15 protein-coding genes are annotated in these 18,171 nt (G+C 73.7%); 10 read left to right on the top strand and 5 right to left on the bottom strand.

Features of this window, described 5'->3' with window-relative positions:
• Positions 1 to 45: 45 nt before the first annotated feature.
• From LEP48_RS08195 to LEP48_RS08180, 4 genes are all read left to right on the top strand, one after another.
• Positions 46 to 924, top strand: coding sequence for a YqjF family protein (locus LEP48_RS08195; protein ID WP_308009996.1), 879 nt, complete (start codon positions 46 to 48; stop codon positions 922 to 924).
• Positions 921 to 1,595: an ANTAR domain-containing protein gene (locus tag LEP48_RS08190; protein WP_225565090.1), complete on the top strand. Its 675-nt coding sequence runs from the start codon at positions 921 to 923 to the stop codon at positions 1,593 to 1,595. Before LEP48_RS08195 ends, LEP48_RS08190 begins: the two co-directional genes overlap by 4 nt.
• Before the next feature lie 95 nt (positions 1,596 to 1,690).
• Positions 1,691 to 2,479: an SDR family oxidoreductase gene (locus LEP48_RS08185; protein ID WP_225565089.1), complete on the top strand. Its 789-nt coding sequence runs from the start codon at positions 1,691 to 1,693 to the stop codon at positions 2,477 to 2,479.
• A 25-nt stretch (positions 2,480 to 2,504) separates the two neighbouring features.
• On the top strand, positions 2,505 to 2,990 hold the full coding sequence (locus LEP48_RS08180) for a GNAT family N-acetyltransferase (RefSeq protein ID WP_225565088.1): 486 nt from the start codon (positions 2,505 to 2,507) through the stop codon (positions 2,988 to 2,990).
• Positions 2,991 to 3,058: 68 nt separating this feature from the next.
• Here the strand turns inward: LEP48_RS08180 and LEP48_RS08175 are convergent, their stop codons facing one another.
• Positions 3,059 to 3,898 carry an SDR family NAD(P)-dependent oxidoreductase gene (locus LEP48_RS08175; protein ID WP_225565087.1) on the bottom strand — a complete coding sequence of 280 codons (840 nt, stop codon included), beginning with the start codon at positions 3,896 to 3,898 and terminating at the stop codon, positions 3,059 to 3,061.
• A gap of 85 nt (positions 3,899 to 3,983) precedes the next feature.
• Between LEP48_RS08175 and LEP48_RS08170 the strand changes: the two genes are divergently transcribed.
• On the top strand, positions 3,984 to 4,583 hold the full coding sequence (locus LEP48_RS08170) for a TetR/AcrR family transcriptional regulator (protein ID WP_225565086.1): 600 nt from the start codon (positions 3,984 to 3,986) through the stop codon (positions 4,581 to 4,583).
• A 12-nt stretch (positions 4,584 to 4,595) separates the two neighbouring features.
• Here the strand turns inward: LEP48_RS08170 and LEP48_RS08165 are convergent, their stop codons facing one another.
• On the bottom strand, positions 4,596 to 5,621 hold the full coding sequence (locus LEP48_RS08165; RefSeq protein ID WP_225565085.1) for a mechanosensitive ion channel family protein: 1,026 nt from the start codon (positions 5,619 to 5,621) through the stop codon (positions 4,596 to 4,598).
• Positions 5,622 to 5,740: 119 nt separating this feature from the next.
• Between LEP48_RS08165 and malQ the strand changes: the two genes are divergently transcribed.
• Together malQ and LEP48_RS08155 are read left to right on the top strand one after the other, a co-directional pair.
• Entirely contained in the window at positions 5,741 to 7,954 is a 2,214-nt protein-coding gene (gene malQ / locus LEP48_RS08160) for a 4-alpha-glucanotransferase (RefSeq protein WP_422723813.1), read from the top strand.
• A gap of 158 nt (positions 7,955 to 8,112) precedes the next feature.
• Positions 8,113 to 9,087, top strand: coding sequence for a hypothetical protein (locus LEP48_RS08155; protein WP_225565084.1), 975 nt, complete (start codon positions 8,113 to 8,115; stop codon positions 9,085 to 9,087).
• Positions 9,088 to 9,260: 173 nt separating this feature from the next.
• Here the strand turns inward: LEP48_RS08155 and pepN are convergent, their stop codons facing one another.
• Entirely contained in the window at positions 9,261 to 11,828 is a 2,568-nt protein-coding gene (pepN, locus tag LEP48_RS08150) for an aminopeptidase N (RefSeq protein ID WP_225565083.1), read from the bottom strand.
• A 553-nt stretch (positions 11,829 to 12,381) separates the two neighbouring features.
• On the opposite strand from pepN, the gene LEP48_RS08145 reads away from it, so the two are divergent.
• Complete coding sequence (locus tag LEP48_RS08145; protein ID WP_225565082.1) at positions 12,382 to 13,440, top strand: hypothetical protein; 1,059 nt, start codon at positions 12,382 to 12,384, stop codon at positions 13,438 to 13,440.
• Between the two features lie 106 nt (positions 13,441 to 13,546).
• Here the strand turns inward: LEP48_RS08145 and LEP48_RS08140 are convergent, their stop codons facing one another.
• Complete coding sequence (locus LEP48_RS08140; RefSeq protein ID WP_225565081.1) at positions 13,547 to 15,559, bottom strand: M13 family metallopeptidase; 2,013 nt, start codon at positions 15,557 to 15,559, stop codon at positions 13,547 to 13,549.
• Positions 15,560 to 15,653: 94 nt separating this feature from the next.
• Here LEP48_RS08140 and LEP48_RS08135 point away from each other — a divergent pair, with 94 nt between their 5' ends.
• Positions 15,654 to 16,121, top strand: a complete 468-nt coding sequence (locus tag LEP48_RS08135) for a ribose-5-phosphate isomerase (protein ID WP_225565080.1) — start codon at positions 15,654 to 15,656, stop codon at positions 16,119 to 16,121.
• 1 nt (position 16,122) lies between these two features.
• A complete protein-coding gene (locus LEP48_RS08130) occupies positions 16,123 to 17,148 on the top strand; it encodes an Fpg/Nei family DNA glycosylase (protein WP_225565079.1) in 1,026 nt (341 codons plus the stop codon).
• Positions 17,149 to 17,161: 13 nt separating this feature from the next.
• Here LEP48_RS08130 and LEP48_RS08125 read toward each other — a convergent pair whose 3' ends face one another.
• Positions 17,162 to 18,169 (bottom strand): hypothetical protein, encoded by a 1,008-nt coding sequence (locus tag LEP48_RS08125; RefSeq protein WP_225565078.1) that lies wholly within the window; start codon positions 18,167 to 18,169, stop codon positions 17,162 to 17,164.
• Between the last annotated feature and the right edge of the window lie 2 nt (positions 18,170 to 18,171).

The following is an 18,171-nucleotide window of genomic DNA, read 5'->3' as shown; positions in this document are numbered from 1 at the left end:
CCCGCACCCGGAAGGGGCGGACGCCACCGACGGCAAGCAAGCCCGATGACTGCGAGGCTGTCGTCCACGTCGGATCCGCGTGCGTTGCCCGCGTCAGGAGGTTGCCGTGACCACGACCGCACCACCGCGAGGCGCCGGCGTCCCCGGACGCCGGGCGGCGGCCTGATGGCGTCCGCCGCGCCGCCCCACGCGTTCCGGCTCGTGACGAGCCGGCAACGGTGGAGCGCGGTGACCTTCCTGCACTGGGCGTTCCCGCCGGCGACGATCCAGCGGCACCTGCCCGCGGGGCTCGAGGTGGACGTGATCGACGGCGCCGCGTGGGTGAGCCTCACGCCGTTGGTGATGCAGGACGTGCGGGCGTCCGTGCTCCCGCCCGTGCCGGGGTGGTCGGACTTCGTCGAGGTCAACGTGCGCACCTATGTCCGCCATGGACCGAGCGGCACCGACGGGCTCTGGTTCTTCGCCCTGCTGTGCCCCCGGGTCGCGATGGTCGCTGCGATGCGGGTGCTGGGCCTGCCGTACCGCGTGTTCCCCGGGACGGCCGAGCGGTCCGGCGGTGCGGCGCTGTACCGAGGGAGCCACCCCCGGCGGGGCCGGATCGACCTCGCCGTCCGGCCCGGCGAGCGCATCGCCGAGCCGAGCCCGTGGCTCGTCGCGGTGACCGGCCGGTGGAACGCCTATCTCGTCCGGTTCGGCCGCCTGTGGCGGGTCCCCGTCACGCACCCGCCCTGGCCGCTGCACGGGGCCACGCTCGTCGGCGCGAGCAGGGAGGTGAACGGGATCTGGGCGTCGGTCGGCCTCCCCGCCCCGGACACCGACCCGGTCGTCACGTGGTCACCGGGCGTCGACGCACGCGTGGGCGTTCCTCGTCTGCTCCCGCGCGGCCACCCATCCTCCTTCGACAGGCAAGGGAAGGACCCATGAGAATCTCGAGCTACCCGTTCGAGTACGCCCGGCGGGCCGCGACGATCCTCGGTACCGAGATCGAGACCAGCATCACCGTGCGCCAGCACGGGCTGACGGTGCGCGCCGGCAGCAGCAGCGACGCCGCCGCCCGGTGCGACCAGGCGGAGTCTCTCGCGGACAGCGGTCCGTGCATCGACGCGATGGACCAGCTCGCGGTGCGCGCGGTGCCCGACATCGCGGCGGAGGCGGGCTGGCAGGAGTGGTGTGAGCAGGCGGTCCGCGAGGGCTTCGTCTCCGCGCTGGCCGTGCCGGCGTACGTGGACCCCCACGTCTCAGTGGCGCTGAACCTGTACTCCCGCGCGGCGGACCCCTGGACGCCCGAGCTCCTCACCGCGGCCGACGGCTACGCGCAGCTCGTCGCCTCGACGGTGCGGCTGCACCTGTCGCTCTCGGAGCTCGAGGACGCCGCGGCCGGGTTCTACCGCAACATGTCCGACTCCATGGTCGTCGAGCGCGCCGTCGGCGCCATCATGCAGGCGAACGGGTGCACGGCAGACCAGGCCCGCCGCATCCTCGGCTCCGCCTCCCGGCACCGCAACGTCACCCGGCGTGAGGTCGCCGAGACCATCCTGCGCGCCCTCGTCGTCACAGAGGATGCGCCGAAGGACCGCGAGGGGCACGGCGCCTGAACCGCAGGCGGTCCGCCCAGCGAGCCCCGGCCGTCACCGGCGCGGGCGTCCCGGTCCCGTCGTGAGCGTCGGGGCCTCGATCACGGAGGGAACAGATGACGGTGAAGGGTCTGGAAGGCAAGGTCGCGCTGGTCACGGGCGCAGGGTCGGGCATCGGGCGTGCCACGGCGGTGCTCCTCGCGCGGCAGGGGGCGACGGTGGTCGCGCTGGGGCACCGGCTCGAGTGTGCGGAGGACGCCGCGGACGAGATCCGGCGCGACGGCGGCACCGCACTACCGGTGGCGGCCGACGTCGCGGACGCCGCCGCCGTGCGCGACGTGCTCGCCCGGGTCGAGCAGGAGGCCGGCAGGCTCGACGTCGTGGTCGCGAACGCCGGCGTCAACGGCGTCTGGGCCCCGCTCGAGGAGCTGGAGCCGCAGGAGTGGGCCGCCACGATCGCCACAAACCTCACCGGCACGTTCCACACCGTGCGGTTCTCGGTGCCGCTGCTCGTGCGCCAGGGCGGCGCGGTGGTCGTGGTCTCGTCGATCAACGGCACCCGCACGTTCAGCAACTCCGGGGCGTCGGCGTACGCCACCAGCAAGGCGGGGCAGGTGGCGTTCGCCCGCATGGCCGCCGTCGAGCTCGGGCCGCGGGGGGTGCGGGTCAACTCCGTGTGCCCCGGGGCGATCGACACCGAGATCGGCGACAACACCGAGCAGCGGCACACCGACGGCCTCGGCGTGCGTGCCGAGTTCCCGGACGGGCAGATCCCGCTCACCGGCCAGGAGCCGGGTTCGGCCGCGCAGGTGGCCGAGACCATCGCCTACCTCGTGTCCGACGCCGCGAGCCACGTGACGGGCACCGAGGTGTTCGTCGACGGGGGACAGTCGCTCGTCGCGTGACCCGTGCGCGTGTGACGATGCCGCCGTGACCTTCCTGATCCGTGCGGCCACGCCCGACGACGCCACGGGGTGCGCGGTCGTCCACCACACGTCCTGGGTCGAGACCTACTCCGGGCTGCTGCCCGCCGACCACTGGGACTCGGACACCGTCGAGCGGCGCACCGCGACGTGGCGGCGCTGGCTCGACGGCGACATGGTGGTGACGGTCGCCGAGGCGGCCGGGCAGGTCGTGGGGATCGCCTTCGCCGGCGCGGGGCGGCTCGTCGGGGACCACGAGCCGGTGCGCGACCGGGAGCTCTGGCTCCTGTACGTCCTGGCGGCGCATCACGGCACGGGTGCCGGCCAGGCGCTGCTCGACGCCGTCCTGCCCCCGGGCGTGGCGGCCCAGATCTGGGTCGCCGAGCACAACCCGCGCGCCCGGCGGTTCTACGAGCGCAACGGGTTCCTGCCCGACGGCGCCCGGTACGTGGACGAGCGGCTCGACCTCGCCGAGGTCCGCCAGGTCCGCTAGCGGAACTGACCCCGGGAGGCCCGGCGCCCGTCGGCGACGAGAAACCGCCGGGGGACGCCGGTCCCGGATCAGGCTGGCGCGTCGGCCCGCGTCCCGGTTCGTGTCCCGGTGCGCCGTGCCGGGTCGGTGATCCGGTGCATCGCCGCCGCCGTCGCGCGACGGCTCATGAGCCGGCTCAGGGCGGCTCCGAGGCGGTTCGTCGTGCCGTCGATGACGCTGGGTCCCGGCCGGCGGCGTTCCAGGTGCGCCAGGGCCGTCTGCACCACCTGGCCGGCCGTGCGCATCGCCGCGCCCGCGGTCGCGTCGTCGGTGCCGACGACGGCGTTGAACTCGGTGCTCGTGGCCCCGGGCGAGAGCGCGAACACCGTCGCGCCCGTGTGGCGGGTCTCGGCCCACAGGGCCTCGGTGAAGCTCAGCACGAACGCCTTGGCTGCTCCGTAGACGGCCATCCGTGGGGTCGGGGTGTACGCGGCCATGCTCGCCACGTTGATCAGGAACCCCCGGGCGTCGACGACGTCGGGCAGGAACACGCGGCTGAGCCGCACCGGCGCCGCGACGTCGACGGCGATCTCCTGGGTGACGGTGCGGACGTCCTCACCGGCGAAGTCGCCGAAGGTCCCGAAACCGGCGTTGTTGATCAGGCTGGTGACGGTGACGCCGGCGGCCGACAGGGCTGCGCGGAGGTCGTCGGCGGCCGTCGGCTCCGCGAGGTCGAGGGGGATCGCGGTGGCGGTGGCGCCGTGCTTCTCGCGAAGCTCCGCGGCGAGCAGGTCGAGGCGGTTCCTCCGCCGCGCGACGAGCACGACGTGCGCCCCTCGGGAGGCGAGGGCACGGGCGAACGCGGCGCCGATCCCGGAGCTGGCACCGGTGATGACGACGGTCTGGTGGTGGTAGTCCTGGCGGGGCATGCGTCGACCTCCAGAGGTAGCGGGTGGTCACCGTATGACCTGCTGTCACTCAGTGTCAACGAGACGCTCGGTGTAGTCTCGCCGCATGGGCATCGAAGACGGCCTGTGGACGCGCTCACGCGGGGCCGCCTACGCCGAGATCACCCGGGTCGCGATGGAGCTGTTCCTCGACCAGGGGTTCGCGCGGACGACGATCGACCAGATCGCCGAGGCAGCCGGCATCTCGCGGCGGTCCTTCTTCCGCTACTTCGGCACGAAGGAGGACGTGGTCCTCGGCGACCTCGCCGTCCAGGGAGAGCTGGTGCGGGACGCCCTGGAGGCGATCCCGCTCACCGTCCCGCCCTGGGAGGCGCTCCAGGAGGCGCTGTGGAAGGTCGACGGGCTCGTGGGCGACGACGAGACGATGCTGAAGATCGCCACGATGATGTACGAGACGCCCTCGCTGCGCGCACGCAGCATCGAGAAGCACCTGGCGTGGCAGGAGCTCCTGGTCCCGAACATCCGGCGGCGGCTGGGGGGCGATCCGCACGCCGCGGACGGAGCCTCGGCCGAGGTGGCGGCCGATGCCCTGGTGGCGAGCGCCATCGCCTGCCTCGACGCCGCCGGAGCCGTGTGGGCGAGGAACGACGGGAGCCCTGACCTCAGGACCCTCTATCGCCGAGCGGTCGACTCCGTGCGCACGTGAGCGCGCCCGCCGTCAGGCGTCGTGGGACTCCCGCTCGCCCGCGGGCCGCATGACACCGACGGCGCGCAGCTCGGCCTGCGCGATCCGGCGGAGCTCGCGGGAGACCTCCCACTGCTCGCCCGGCCGCACCTGGGCGAGCATGGTGAAGAGCAGCGAGAAGTCGTCCACGGAGTCGACGCCCCGCACCGACGGGGTCTCCAGGAGCTTGGGCGCGAGCTCCGGGTCCGCCTGGACGCGGTCGGCCGCACGGCCCAGCGCCGCACGCACCACGTCGACGTCGGCGTCGACCGGCACGCGGATCTCCGCGAGCGCCCGGGACCACTGCTGCGACATGTTCCCGGCGCGCAGGATCTCGCCGTTGCGCACGTACCAGAGGGTGCCGTCGAGGGCCCGCACCTGCGTGACGCGCAGCTGGACCTCCTCGACCGTGCCCACGGCTCCCGAGCCGAGGTCGACGACGTCTCCCACGCCGAACTGGTCCTCGACCAGCAGGAAGATGCCGGAGATGAAGTCCTTCACCAGGCTCTGCGCACCGAAGCCGAGAGCGATGCCCGCGACACCGGCCGAGGCCAGGAGCGGGCCGACGTTGGCCCCCATCTCCTGGAGCACCATGAGCCCGATCATGGTGCCGACCACGATGTTCGAGGTGGAGCGCAGCACCGAGCCGACGGTGCGCGCCCGCTGCGCGCGGCGTTCCCGGGCCATCGGGTTCACCGCGGCGGCCATGGCGCCCTCCACCAGCGGCGAACGCCGGAAGTAGGCGCGCCACGACGGCTCCTCCGCCTCCCGGCCCTCGGTGGTGGGGGTGCCGGCACCCGTCGCGATGCGTTCGGTGACGTGGGCGATCGCCCGGCGCAGCAGCACCAGGACGACCGCGCCGATCACGACGATCAGCAGCACGCGCAGGGGCCAGCCCGTGAACCACTCCCAGAAGTCGAAGGCGACCTCCTTCGCGTCGTCGACCACGTCCCCGACGGTGGGCGACTGTGACGGCTCAGAGGACGGCTCGGGGGACGGGGCGGCGGGCAGGACGATCACCGGGCCACCGTAACCAGGCCTGGCATCAGGACGAAACGACTCGGCGATCACGCCCGTGGTCGGCCCTGTACCGCGTGGGCGGACTGCCCCGGACCGCGTGGGATGGCAGGATCGTCCCCGTGAGCACGGATCTGCCGACCCCGGACACCACGCCCGACGACGTGCGCAGCGGTGTGCCCGAGAGTGCGCCCGGCGGCGTGCCGGCCGAGCTGCGCGAGCTGGCCGGGGCGCACGGGGTCCTGACCGAGCACCACGGGTACGGCGGCAGGCTCGTCCAGGCGCCCGCCGCCACGCTCGTCGCCGTCCTCGAGGCACTGGGTGTCCCGGCGTCCACGCCGCAGCAGGTCACGCACAGCCTCCAGCGGGCGCACGACGACGAGTGGCGGGCCGTCCTCCCGCCCACGGTCGTGGTGCGCGAGGGCGACGAGGTGCAGGTGCCGGTGCACGTCACCGACGGGGCGTCGGTGCACGTCTGGCTGGAGGTCGACGGTGCCGAGCCCGGGACGCGGACCCACGACCACCGGCCGCGCCGGGACCTGCACCAGCTCGACGTCTTCACCGAGCCTCGCACCGTGGACGGCCGACGCGTCGGTCGGGCCACGTTCGCCGTCCCGGCGGACCTGCCCCTCGGCTGGCACTCGCTGCACGCGCTCACCGAGGGCCACGAGTCGCGGACGACGCTCGTCGTCACGCCGCGTCGACTCGCCCTGCCCGCCGGGCTGGAGGGCGACCAGTGGTGGGGCGTCCTCGCGCAGCTGTACTCGGTGCGCTCCCGCGCGTCGTGGGGCGTCGGCGACCTGGCCGACCTCACCGACCTGGCGTGGCTCGTGGCGCACCAAGCGGGCGCCGACTTCGTGGCGGTGAACCCGCTCGCCGCCACCGAGCCGGTGGTGCCGTTGACACCGTCCCCCTACCTGCCCACGAGCCGCCGCTTCCTGAGCCCGCTGTACGTGCGGATCGAGGACATCCCCGAGACGGCCTACCTGGCGGCCGCCGACCGGTCGCTCGTCGAGTGGGCGGCCGACCCGGTGCGCGACCTCGTCGAGGACCCAGGCCCCATCGATCGTGACGCGGTGTGGGAGGCGAAGAAGGCGGCGCTCGAGGTGGTCTTCACGGCGCCGCGGCGAGCCGCGCGCCAGGCCGCGTACGAGGAGTTCGTCGAGGAGCAGGGCTCCGGCCTGCGCGACTTCGCCACCTGGTGCGCCGTCGTCGAGCACCTGGGCCGGGTGCCACGGCCGGACGAGCTGAGCGACCCGTCGTCGCCCGCCGTCGCCGCGCTGCGCGAGCAGCTGTCCGAGCGGGTCGAGTTCTACCGCTGGCTGCAGTGGGTGGCCGACGAGCAGAAGCGGACCGCCCAGCGCGTCGCGCGCGAGTCCGGCATGCGGATCGGCATCATGCACGATCTCGCCGTCGGGGTGCACCCGCAGGGCGCCGACGCCTGGCTGCACCGCGACGTCCTTGCCCGGGACGTCGGGGTCGGGGCGCCGCCCGACATGTACAACCCGCAGGGCCAGGCCTGGACGCAGCCGCCGTGGAGCCCGCGTGCCCTGGCCCGCGCCGGGTACGCGCCGTACCGGGACATGCTGCGTACCGTGCTGCGGCACGCGGGTGCGCTGCGCGTCGACCACGTGCTCGGCCTGTTCCGCCTGTGGTGGGTGCCCGCCGGGGTGGCGGCCGCCGACGGCGCCTACGTGCGCTACGACCACGAGGCGCTCGTCGGGATCCTGTGTCTCGAGGCGCACCGCGCGGGGGCGACGGTCGTGGGGGAGGACCTCGGCGTGTTCGAGCCGTGGGTGCGCGACTACCTCGCCGACCGGGGCGTCCTCGGCACGTCGGTGCTGTGGTTCGAGAAGGACGCCGACGGCCGCCCGCTGCGGCCCGACGACTACCGCCGCTTGTCCCTGGCCACCGTCGGGACGCACGACATGCCGCCGACGGCGGGCTTCCTGGCCGGCGAGCAGGTGGACCTGCGCGAGCGGCTCGGGCTGCTCAGCACCGACCCGCAGGAGCTGCGGCGCCAGGCCCGCGCCGAGCGGGACGCCGTGGTCCTCGCGCTGGCCAGGCAGGGGTTCGTCGCCGACCACCCGTCCGAGCGCGAGATCGTCGAGGGCCTGCACCGGTACCTGCGCCGCAGCCCCGCCACCCTCGTCGGCGTGCAGCTCGTCGACGGGGTGGGGGAGCGCCGGGCCCAGAACCAGCCGGGCACCGACACCGAGTACCCCAACTGGAAGGTTCCGCTCGGCGACGGCGCGGGGAACGTCGTCCTCATCGACGACCTCCTCGACAACGCGCGCCTCCGCTCCCTGCTGCAGGCCGTCCGCACCGCGAGATAGAGACCCCACCTCGCCGAGATAGAGACCCCACCCCGCCGAGATAGAGACCCCACCCCGCCGAGATAGAGACCCTCGTCCACAGACCGCCGAACGGCATCGGCGTCCACATCCTCCAGGCGGGCTCCCTCTCGGTGAGGACTGCGCGCCATGGTGGGCCGATGGACCTCCTCCGCGCGGCGCCCCCGCCGCTCGTCGCTCCCGCGCTCCCGAGACTGCTCACCGCCGATACGGTCGGTGAAGCAGAACGCCTCGCGGAGCTCGAGGACGAGCTGCTGCGACTTCGCCCGGGCATCTTCGCCACGACGGACCCGAACGGCTCGGTCGCGATCGCCCGTCGAGACCTCGTCCTCGCCCGGACGGCGGCCGCGTGGGCGAACGTCGACAGCGCGGTCTGGTTCAGCCACGAGACGGCGGCGGTCCTCCGCGGGATGTGGACCTATCGGCTCGCGGACCGGGTGCACCTCACCCAGCTCTACCCCCCTCAGGTGCGGCGCGAGGACGACTCGTGGGAGCACCGGTACCGGGTCACCCGGCACTGGACGGCGCTGCCCCCGAGGGATCGTGACGTCGTGGGCGGCCTGCCCGTCACGAGCCTCGAACGCACCGCGGCCGACTGCGCCAGGTCGCTGCCGCTCGCGTCAGCGCTCGTCGTGATGGACTGCGCCCTGCATCACGGCGCGGATCGTGGCCTCGTCGCACGGATCATCGACGAGTCCCGTGGGAAGCGGGGGGTGGTCCAGGCGCGGCAGGTCTTCGCGCTGGCGGACGCCGGTGCAGAGTCGCCGGGCGAGTCCCTGGTCCGCCTCAGGGTGATCCAGGCGGGCCTGCCGAGGCCGGTGACGCAGGTCCCCGTGGTGACTGCCCGGGGCACCAAGTGGGTCGACCTCGGCTGGCCGGACGCCCGCGTGGGCCTCGAGTTCGACGGTGAGATCAAGTACACCGCACTGGCCGACGGCGATCCCGAGGGCGTACGGCGTCGTGAGCGAGTACGGCAGGCCGCGATCGAGGACCAGGACTGGCGGATCGTCCGCTCGGACTGGCCCGACGTCGACGAGCCCGCCGGCGTCGGCCGCCAGCTGCGGCGGGCGCTCAAGGGACGTTGGCAGCACGTCCTGGGCAGCCGGGACGGCTAGAGGCACGCGTGTGGCACGGCGCCGCCCCGGAGAGGTGCTCTCCGGGGCGGCGCCGTGCGTTGGGCTCTCTATCTCGCGGGGGTGCCCTCTCTATCTCGCGGGGGTGCCCTCTCTATCTCGCGGGGAGGGCTCTCTATCTCGCTGGGGTGGGCTCTCTATCTCGCGGGGGAGGGTCAGGCCGCGTCGACGGCCTGGGCGGCCAGCGCCCGCTCGGTCCCGGCGAGCTGCTCGATCACCATGCGGCGCAGCGCGGCGGGCGCGTCACCGTGGGCGTCGAGCCAGCCCTGGACGGCGTCACGCAGCGCGACCGACGCGAGCGGCGCCGGGTACAGGCCCTCGATGAGCTCCTCGGCGATGTGGTAGCTGCGCGTGGTCCAGATGTCGAGCAGAGCGTCGACGTAGCGCGCCACGAAGGGCTCCAGCACCGCCGGGTCGCTGACGTGCACGAACCCGGACGCCGTGAACCGGATGATCGCGTTCGGCACGTCCGTGGCGTCGACGACCGAGGCGAACGCGGCCTCCTTGCCGTCGACCGTCGGCACGGCGGCACGGGCGCGTGCGGCGGCCTGGCGGCCCGACGCCGTGTCGTCCTGGGTCAGCATGGTGTCGATCTGCGCGGCGTCGGCCTCGCCCAGCAGCACAAGACCCTCGAGCAGCTCCCAGCGCAGGTCGGTGTCGACGGTGAGGCCCTCCAGCGCGACCGTGCCGTCGAGCAGCCCGCGCAGCGGCGTCGCGTGGCCGGGCGTCGAGGCCAGGGCCGCGAAGAACTTCACGAGCTGCAGCTGGAGGTCCGAGCCGGCGTCCGCCGCCTGGGCGAGGTCCCACAGCCGGTCGCCGACACGCGCGAGCGTCGCGACCCGGCGCTCCGGCGCGACGTAGGAGCGCACCGCCAGGCCGAGCTGGTTCAGCGTGGTGCGGACCGTGGTCGACTCCGTCTCCGCGGCGATGTTGCCGAGCACGAGGTCGACGTACGCCGAGGCAGGCGTCTCGCCGTCACGCACCGCGTCCCAGACCGAGCCCCACACGAGGGACCGGGTCAGCGGGTCGGCGATCCGCGACAGGTGCTCGAGCGCCGCGGCGAGCGAGGCGTCGTCGAGCCGGATCTTCGCGTACGCGAGGTCCTCGTCGTTGAGCAGCACGAGCGCCGGACGGGTGCGGCCGACCAGCCCGGGCACCTCGGTGCGCTCGCCGTCGACGTCGATGACGACCTGGTGCGTGCGCTGCAGCGTCCCGTCGATGATGTCGTAGAAGCCGATCCCGAGCCGGTGCGGCCGGATCGTGGGGTAGTCCGCGACCGCCGACTGCAGGACGGCGAAGCCGGTGATGGTCCCGTCGTCGGCCGTCTCGATCGAGGGGCGCAGCGTGTTGACGCCGGCCGTCTCGAGCCACGCCTCGGACCACGCCGTGAGGTCCCGCCCGCTGGTGGCCTCGAGCTCGACGAGCAGGTCGCGCAGCTCCGTGTTCGACCAGGCGTGCTTCTTGAAGTAGGCCGAGACGCCCGACAGGAACTCCTCGCGGCCGACCCAGGCGGCGAGCTGCTTGAGCACCGAGGCACCCTTGGCGTAGGTGATGCCGTCGAAGTTGACCTGCACGTCGTCGAGGTCGCGGATCTCGGCCACGATGGGGTGCGTCGACGGGAGCTGGTCCTGGCGGTATGCCCACGTCTTCTCCATGGCGGAGAACGTGGTCCAGGCGGCCTCCCACTCGGTGGCCTCGGCGGTGGCGAGGGTCGAGGCGTACTCCGCGAACGACTCGTTGAGCCACAGGTCGTTCCACCACTTCATGGTGACGAGGTCGCCGAACCACATGTGGGCCAGCTCGTGCAGGATCGTCACGACGCGCCGCTCGCGCACGGCGTCGGTCACCTGGGACCGGAAGACGTACGACTCGGTGAACGTGACGCAGCCGGGGTTCTCCATCGCGCCCATGTTGTACTCGGGCACGAAGAGCTGGTCGTACTTGTCGAACGGGTACGGGACGTCGAAGGTCGTCTCGTAGAACTCGAAGCCCTTGCGCGTGGTCTCCATGATGTAGTCCGCGTCCAGGTGCTCGGACAGGGACGCGCGGCAGAACACACCGAGCGGGATCGTGCGGCCGTCCGACGAGGTGAGCTCGCCACGCTGCACGGCGTACGGGCCGGCGACGAGCGCCACCAGGTAGGTGGAGATGCGGGGGGTGGGCTCGAACGTCCACGTCGCCGCGGCGACGTCGGGCTCGGTCGCGTGCCGGGCCTTGGTGGGCTCGGGGGTGGGCTGGTTCGAGACGACCTGCCACGCCGCGGGCGCGGTGACGGTCACCTGGAACGGCGCCTTGAGGTCCGGCTGCTCGAACGTGGCGAAGACGCGGCGGGCGTCCGGCACCTCGAACTGCGTGTACAGGTAGGTCTCGCCGTCGACCGGGTCGACGAAGCGGTGCAGGCCCTCGCCCGTGTTCATGTAGGCGCAGTCGGCGACGACGCGCAGCTCGTTGACGCCCTCGAGGCCGGACAGCGCGATGCGCGAGTCGGCGAAGACCTCCGCGACGTCGAGGCTGCGGCCGTTGAGCACCACCTCACGCACGGAGGGGGCGACCAGGTCGACGAACGTCGAGGCATCCGGGACGGCCGAGAACCGGATGACGGTGGTGGAGGTGAAGGTCTCCGGACCGGTCGTCACGTCGAGGTCGACGGCGTACGACTCGACGGCGGTCACGACCCCGGCGCGCTCGACGGCCTCGGCGCGGGTCAGGTTCTCAGCGGGCACGGGTTCTCCCTCGGGCGGCGGTGGAATGCAGGATGTCGTCAGGTCGCGAGTTCGTCGCGACGCCGTCGATCATGCCATCTCGGCTCCCGCGCGGGGAACGGAGCTGTCGGGCGCCGCCGCCGCCCGGCGAGCCGGTACCGCGCCGGGGCGGACGGCACCGACCACCGAGCTCGACCACCGAGCTCGACCACCGAGCTCGACCACCGAGCTCGACCACCGAGCTCGACCACCGAGCTCGACCACCGAGCTCGACCGCGGAGCTCGACCGCGGAGTTCGACCGCCGAGTTCGACCGCCGAGTTCGACCGCCGAGTTCGACCGCCGAGTTCGACCGCCGTGTCTCCGACGTGACATCCTGCCGGGTGCGCCGTCACGGCGCGGGCGCACGGCGCCCGCACGCCGGCGACGCCCGACCGTCACTGGAGGGAGTCCAGATGTCCGGCACCGTTCCGCCCCCGCCGCCCCCGCCGGGACCCGACGACCGGCCTGCCGCCGTTCCGCCACAGCGACCCGCCGGCGTCCGCCGCGTCACGTCTGCGTACCATCGTCCGCCCGTGGTCGACCCGAACGCCACGGAGCAGCCGCGGTACGAGCAGTCGCAGTACGAGCAGTCGCAGTACGAGCAGCCCGGGTACGGGCAACAGCCGCAGCCGGGCCAGCCACAGCACGGCCAGCCGCAGTACGAGCAGCCCGGGTACGGGCAGCAGCCGCAGCACGGCCAGCCGCGGTACGAGCAGCCGACCTACCCGCCCGCGCCGGTGCACGCCCCGATCCCGCCGGCGCCGGAGCCGGCGGCACCGCCGGCCGCCTACCCGGCGACGTACGCCGCAGGCCCGCAGCCAACCCAGCAGATCTCGCCCGTCGCCGGGCAGGCGGATCCGTGGGACACCGCGGCGTTCCCCCCGGCGCCGCAGGCGGCGCCGAACGCGGGTTATGCGCCGACCGCCGGCTACACGCCCTCCACCGGCTACGCGCCGGCCCCGGCGCAGCCGCAGCCGTCCGCGTACGGCGGGTACGACCAGGCGGCGCAGGCGGCCCCGGCACCCGTGCCGGCACCGCCCGGCGGGCGGCCGCCCGCCCGCAAGCGCCTGAGCGCGGGCTGGATCGCCTTCATCGTGGTCGACGTGGTGCTCATCGTCATGGCGGTGGCGTTCGCGGTGCAGATCTTCTCCTCGTCCACCGAGAAGCCGGACGACCTGGTGGTCGCGGAACCGACGGGTGCGGCGAGCGCCGAGGCCTCCGAGCCGCCCGTCGAGGCCGAGACGCTGGCCCGGTTCGCCGCGCCGTCGAAGAACATCTCGTGCACGATCACGACGCTCGACGCGTCGTGCGGCATCGCGGAGCTCAACCAGCAGCCCGCCCCCGTGGACGAGTGCGAGGGGACCAAGGGCTACGTCGTGACGGTCGACGGCGAGGGCGAGGTCGACCTGCCCTGCGTCGCTGCGTCGGACCAGCCCAAGGCCGCGAGCGGCGACCTCGACACGCTCGACTACGGCAAGTCGATCACCGAGGGCGACTTCACGTGCACCAGCGAGAAGACCGGGATGAGCTGCCGGCACGACCCCACCGGACAGGGCTTCTCGCTCGCCCGTGCGGGCATCGGCACCAACTGACCCCGGAGGTCCTGGGACCGCGACGACGACGGCCCGGTCGGCCGAGGAGTTTCCTCGGCGGGCCGGGCCGTCGTCGTCGCGGGAGGGCGGCGGCGCCGCCGCGCCGTCACCAGATGCGCACGCGCTCCTGGGGGTCGAGCCAGAGCCCGTCGCCGGGCCGCACGCCGTAGGTGGCGTGGAACTCGTCGAGGTTGCGCACCACGCCGTTGCAGCGGAACTCGTTGGGGGAGTGCGGGTCGGTCGCGATGCGGCGCACCACCTCCTCGTCACGGCCCTTGGCCTGCCACACCTGCGCCCAGCCGAGGAACACGCGCTCGAGCCCGGTGAGGCCGTCGACCACCGGGGCGGTGTCGAGCGGCGCGCCCAGCGCGATGCGGTAGGCCTTGAGCGCGATCGACAGCCCGCCCAGGTCGCCGATGTTCTCGCCCACGGTGAGCGCGCCGTTGACGTGCGGGCCGTCCTCCGGAAGCTGCTCGGGCCGGAACGCGTCGTACTGGGCGATGAGCGCGGAGGTGCGCTTCTCGAACTCGGTGCGGTCGGCGGACGTCCACCAGTCCTCGAGGCGACCGTCGCCGTCGTACTTGGAGCCCTGGTCGTCGAAGCCGTGGCCGATCTCGTGCCCGATGACGCCGCCGATGCCGCCGTAGTTCACGGCGTCGTCGGCGTCCGGGTCGAAGAACGGGGGCTGCAGGATCGCCGCGGGGAAGACGATCTCGTTCATGCCCGGGTTGTAGTACGCGTTGACCGTCTGCGGGGTCATGAACCACTCGTCGCGGTCCAGCGGCCTGCCGATCTTGTTCAGCTCGTGGTCCTGGTCGAAGGCGTTCGAGCGGCGCACGTTGCCGATCAGGTCGGCGGGGTCGACCTCGAGGGCCGAGTAGTCGCGCCAGCGCACCGGGTACCCCACCTTGGGCGTGAACTTCTCCAGCTTCGCCAGCGCCTTGACCTTGGTCTCGGGCGTCATCCAGTCGAGCGCGGAGATCGACTCGCGGTAGGCGGCCACGAGGTTGGCGACGAGCGTGTCCATCCGCTCCTTGTGCGACGGCGGGAAGTGCCGGGCCACGTACTCCTGGCCGACGGCCTCGCCGAGCGCTCCCTCGACGAGCGCGACGCCCCGCTTCCAGCGGTCGCGGACCTCCTGCGCGCCCGACAGCGTGCGGCCGTAGAAGTCGAAGTTGGCCTCGACGACGTCGTCGCTCAGGTACGGGGCCCGGGCGGTGACCAGATGGTAGGCCGCCCAGAGCTTCCAGTCGGCCGTCGACGCGGTGGACCACAGGGAGGCGAACCCGGTCGCGAAGCCCGGCTCGCGCACGACGACGTGGTCGAGGGCACCCGCCGGCGCCCCGAGCGCGGCGACCCAGGCGTCCCAGTCGAATCCCGGCGCGCTCACGGCGAGCTCCGACAGAGCTGTCGGGTTGTACGTGAGGGTCGCGTCGCGGTCGCGCACGACGTCCCAGTGGTGCGTCGCGAGCTGCGTCTCGAGGGCCAGCACGCGGTCGGCGGCCTCCTGCGGCGTCGCGCCCCAGCCGGCCTCGTCCACCCCGGCGAAGGCGAGCATGCGGGCGATGTGCGGGCGGTACGCCTCGCGCACGGACGCGTACTGGTCCTCGCGGTAGTACGCCTCGTCCGGCAGGCCCAGGCCCGCCTGGACCAGGTAGACGACGTACTTCTCGGGGTCCTTGGCGTCGTTGTCCACCCAGAACCGCAGCGCGGCCGCGCCGCCGGTGCGCTGGAGCGCACCGAGCACGCGGGTGAGCGCCGCGGCGTCGGTGGCGTCGCGTACGGGGGCGAGGTCGGCCTCCAGCGGCGACGTGCCGAGTGCCTGGATCCGCTCGGTGTCCATGAAGCTCGCGAACAGGGCGCCGACCTTCCCCTGGTCGCCGGTGGCGGTGCCCGCCTCGATGGCGGCGGCCGCGTCGGTGATGATCTCGCGGACGTGCTCCTCGGCGGCGTCGCGCAGGGTGAGGAACGAGCCGTCGATGGCGCGGTCCGCGGGGATCTCGTGCTGGTCGAGCCACGTGCCGTTGACGTGGCGGAACAGGTCGTCCTGGGGCCGGACGTCGTCGTCGATCGCGGTCAGGTCGATGCCGGACCTCAGCCCGGTGGTGTCGGCGGTCATGCCGCACACACTACGACCGCCCACCCGGGTCCGGCGGTGCAGCGGAGCAGGCGTGGTGCGGTACGCCCCGCCGGACGTGGGGGACAATGGGCCCATGCGTCTGCACATCGCCGCCGATCACGCCGGATACGAGCTCAAGACCCACCTCGTGGAGCACCTGCGCGCCGCGGGCCACGACGTCGTCGACCACGGCGCCCACGAGAACGACCCGCTGGACGACTACCCCGCGTTCTGCATCGCCGCGGGCGAGGCCGTCGTCGCAGAGCCGGGCTCGCTCGGCATCGTCATCGGCGGGTCGGGCAACGGCGAGCAGATCGCCGCGAACAAGGTCGTCGGGGTGCGCGCGGTGCTCGCCTGGTCGCTGGAGACGGCGCGTCTCGGGCGCCAGCACAACGACGCGAACGTCGTCGCCGTCGGCGGGCGCATGCACAGCGTCGAGGAGTCGACGTCGTTCGTCGAGGCATTCGTCGCCGAGCCGTTCAGCGGCGACGAGCGCCACCAGCGCCGGATCGACAAGATGGCCGCGTACGAGACGACGCACGACGTCTCGACCATCGCCTGACGTGCCCGAGGGGCACACCGTCCACCGCCTGGCGCGGACCCTGGACGCGCTGTTCCGCGGGCAGCGGCTGATCGTCTCGAGCCCGCAGGGCCGGTTCTCCGACGGCGCCGCGCTGCTCGACGGCCTGACGCTGGTCGCGAGCGAGGCGTGGGGCAAGCAGCTCTTCTGCGCGTTCGCGCCGGCGGACCCGGCGGAGGCCGCGGCCGACCCGCGCTGGCTGCGGGTCCACCTCGGCCTCTACGGGGCGTGGACGTTCGCCGGCGACGCGTCGGCGGGCCCGGGCGGGGCAGGCAGCGCCGTCGTGCACGCCATCGGCGCACCACGCCGCCGGATCGGTGAGCAGGACTCGACGCCCGCCGAGGACGATCGCCCGCCGACAGGGGCGGACGGGTGGGTCCCGCCCGCGCCGCGCGGCGCCGTCCGCCTGCGGCTGCTCGGCACGCACGCGCTCGCGGACCTCAACGGGCCCACCGCCTGCGAGGTCCTCACCACCGCGGAGAAGCGTGCCGTCGAGGCCCGCCTCGGCCCCGACCCGATCCGGCCCGACGGCGGTCACGCCACTCTCGAGGCCGCGCGCGCGGCGTTCGTCGACCGTGTCCGGCGCTCACGCGTGACCGTGGGCCAGCAGCTCATGGATCAGGCCGTGGTGGCGGGGGTGGGCAACATCTACCGTGCCGAGGCCCTCTTCCGGGCCGGGCTGGACCCGCTGCGCCCGGGCCGGGACGTACCGGCCGAGACCCTGGCAGCCGTCTGGGACGACCTCGTGGTGCTGATGCGCGACGGTGCGGACCGCGGCGCGATCGTCACCACCCTGCCCGCCGACCGCGTGCCCGACCACCTGCACGCGCCCGGCAGCGGTCGCCGCACCCGGCAGAACACCGACGGCGACCCGGGCGCGGTGCCCCGCGACGCGTCGTTCTACGTCTACCACCGCGACGGTCTGCCCTGCCGGCACTGCGGCACCCCGGTGCTCGTCAAGGAGCTCGCGGGCCGGAACCTCTTCTGGTGCGGGGTCTGCCAGACCTGACGCGGACCGGCGCTCAGCCGCCGGCGACGCGCGACAGGTGGCGCCCGGGTGCCTCGCCCCACTCGGCCCACTCGTCGTCGGTGGCCTCGGCCAGCAGGCGCCACCACGCCCAGGCACGGTTCACCGCGTGGGTGACACCTGCGGCGGCCCGCAGCGACCGCCAGGCCTCGTCGTCGACCCCCGCCCCGTCCGCGACCCCGGGGACGTCGCGGTAGGCGCCCTCGACGTCTCCCCATTGCAGGCCTGCGTCCTCGACGACCGCGCGCGGCACCTCGAGCGACTCCAGCGGATGCGCCCACTGGGCGTCGCCGAGGTCGAAGACGCGCAGGCCGCCGGCGACCGGGAAGACGTTCCACGGGTGCAGGTCGCCGTGCTGCAGCGCGCCCACCGCGCCCACCGTGCCCACCGTGCCCACCGTGCCCACCGTGCCCACGAGCGTCGCCACGGCGTCCTCGACGAAGTGGCGGCCGCGGCCGAGGCGCACGGCGGTGCGCTGGTCGAGGGCGGCCGGGTGGTCGTCGGGCAGCGACGTCAGGGCGTGCAGGACGTCGTCGAACCGGCCCGGCACCGTCGCGGGCGAGCAGTCCGGCAGCCCCGTGGCGAGCAGCTCGTCGCGGTGCGTCGCGAGGCCGTGCTGCACCCGCGCCCACAGGGCCAGGACGTCCCGCCAGTCCGGGGTGCCGGGGGTGCGGGCCTCGCCCAGCGTCGCGCCGCGGTCGGCGGTGAGCAGCCAGCCGCGCCGGGTCTCGACGGCTACCGGCGCGTCGACGGCGTCGGGCAGCAGCTCGGCGAGCAGCCGGTGCAGCTCGGGCTCGAACACCGACGCCCGGCAGCACGCCTTGACCCAGAACCTCCCGTGGTCGGTGGGCACCACGAGCTGGGTGGACCACGGCCGCACGCGCGTCTGCTCGGGTGCGGCCGTGACCCGCACGCCGCGCTCGGCCACCGCCGCCGCGACCCACTCCTCCACCTCGGCTCGCCACGCGGACGTGGTGACGGTGGTCGAGAACGCGGCGGCCACGG

This window comes from Isoptericola luteus (assembly GCF_020297055.1).
In the GTDB taxonomy this organism is placed as follows: domain Bacteria; phylum Actinomycetota; class Actinomycetes; order Actinomycetales; family Cellulomonadaceae; genus Isoptericola; species Isoptericola luteus.
This window is presented reverse-complemented; position numbering and strand designations above follow the sequence as displayed.